Annotated in this window: 2 protein-coding genes; both read left to right on the top strand. The window is 68.0% G+C overall.

The features are described from left to right. The first annotated feature begins 2 nt into the window (after window positions 1-2). Window positions 3-1,388: an amino-acid N-acetyltransferase gene (argA, locus tag HTY53_RS24565; protein ID WP_174109192.1), complete on the top strand. Its 1,386-nt coding sequence runs from the start codon at window positions 3-5 to the stop codon at window positions 1,386-1,388. 135 nt (window positions 1,389-1,523) lie between these two features. Then, window positions 1,524-1,796, top strand: coding sequence for an oxidative damage protection protein (locus HTY53_RS24560; protein WP_174109191.1), 273 nt, complete (start codon window positions 1,524-1,526; stop codon window positions 1,794-1,796). Window positions 1,797-1,969: the final 173 nt, after the last annotated feature.

The raw sequence follows: 1,969 nt of genomic DNA, 5'->3' as shown, positions 1-1,969 counted from the left end.
CCGTGGCTGTTCCCCCCACCACCCCCGATGTGCCGAGCGTGCCGAGGGCACCGGCCACCCCCGAGCGCGCCGCGCCCGGACCGGACCGCCAGCAGTTCGTCGACTGGCTGCGCGCGGTCGCGCCGTATATCCACGCCTTCCGCGGCAAGACCTTCGTGATCGCCTTCGGCGGCGAGCTGGTCAAGGCCGGCATGCTCAACGCGCTGGTCAACGACGTCGCGCTGCTGCACGCGATGGGCATGCAGATCGTGCTGGTCCACGGCTCGCGCCCGCAGGTCGAGGAACAGCTGGCGCTGCGCCAGGTCGAGTCGCGCTTCGTCGACGGCCTGCGCATCACCGACAACGCCGCCCTCGAATGCGCGAAGGAAGCATCGGGCGAACTGCGCCTCGATATCGAGGCCGCCTTCAGCCAGGGCCTGCCGAATACCCCGATGGCCGGTGCGCAGCTGTCGGTGGTGTCGGGCAACTTCGTCACCGCGCGCCCGGTCGGCATCGTCGAGGGCACCGACTACCAGCACACCGGCCTGGTGCGCAAGATCGACGGCGACTCGGTGCGCATGTCGCTGCAGCACGGCAAGATCGTGCTGCTGTCGCCGCTGGGCTTCTCGCCCACCGGCCAGGCGTTCAACCTGTCGATGGAGGATGTGGCCAGCGCCACCGCCACCGCGCTGAAGGCCGACAAGCTGATCTTCATCACCGAGGTGCCGGGCGTGCTCGATCCGGTCGGCAAGCTGATGCCGGAGATGTCGCTGCGCACCGCGGTCGAACGGCTGCAGAACAACCACCTGCCACCCGACGTCGCCTACTACCTGCAGCATCTGGTCAAGGCGCTCAAGGGCGGCGTGCCGCGCGCGCATCTGATCCCGTTCGACATGGACGGCTCGGTGCTGCTCGAACTCTTCCTGCACGACGGTGTCGGCACGATGATCTCGGACACCGATCTGGAGAGCCTGCGCGAAGCCACGCTCGACGATGTCGGCGCCATCGTGCAGCTGATCGCGCCGCTCGAGCAGGACGGCACGCTGGTGCCGCGCGGCCGCCATCTGATCGAGCGCGACATCGGCAATTTCTCGGTGATCGAGCACGACGGTGTGCTGTTCGGCTGCGCCGCGCTCTATCCCTATCCGCGCGAAGGCATGGCCGAGATGGCCTGCCTGACGGTGTCGCCCGATGCCCAGGGGACCGGCGACGGCGAACGGCTGCTCAAGCGCATCGAGCGGCGCGCGCGCGCCCTCGGCCTGGATCGGCTGTTCGTGCTGACGACGCGGACCGAGCACTGGTTCCTGAAGCGCGGCTTCGTGCGCGCCAGCGTGGACGACCTGCCCGAGGACAAGCGCAAGCTGTACAACTGGCAGCGCAAGTCGATGGTGCTGATGAAGAAACTGTAAGCGCGGTAGGGGCGAGGCGCGGCGGACGCGCCCGCTTCGCTACAATAGCCGCCTTACGAACGCCGCCGGCTAGCCCCCGACATCGCGCACCCACAGCGCGGCTCGCCGCGATCACACGAATACAAGGAGTCCCCCATGGCCCGCATGGTCCATTGCGTCAAGCTGAACAAGGAGGCCGAGGGCCTCGATTTCCCGCCGCTGCCCGGCGAACTGGGCAAGAAGATCTGGCAGAACGTGTCGAAGGAGGCCTGGGCCGGCTGGCTCAAGCACCAGACCATGCTGATCAACGAGAACCGGCTGAACATGGCCGACACCCGTGCGCGCCAGTATCTGCTGAAGCAGACCGAGAAGTACTTCTTCGGCGAGGGCGCGGATCAGGCGGCGGGCTATGTGCCGCCGCAGGGTTGAGCCGAGCCGGGCTGGGCGCAGAGGGTAACGCGTCCTGATTGTGTTCTCCCTCTCCCCCTCTGGGGGAGAGGGTTGGGGAGAGGGGGTGGTTTCCAGCCGCAATGGCAGAACACCCGCTCGATGGCCCCCCCCCCCCCCCCCCCCCCCCAGCGGGGGGGGGGGAAAAAAAAAAA

The sequence above is a fragment of the Cupriavidus gilardii genome (assembly GCF_013314895.1).
In the GTDB taxonomy this organism is placed as follows: Bacteria; Pseudomonadota; Gammaproteobacteria; order Burkholderiales; family Burkholderiaceae; genus Cupriavidus; species Cupriavidus gilardii_C.
The sequence above is the reverse complement of the archived record's forward strand: the minus strand, read 5'-3'. Positions and strand labels throughout refer to the sequence as shown.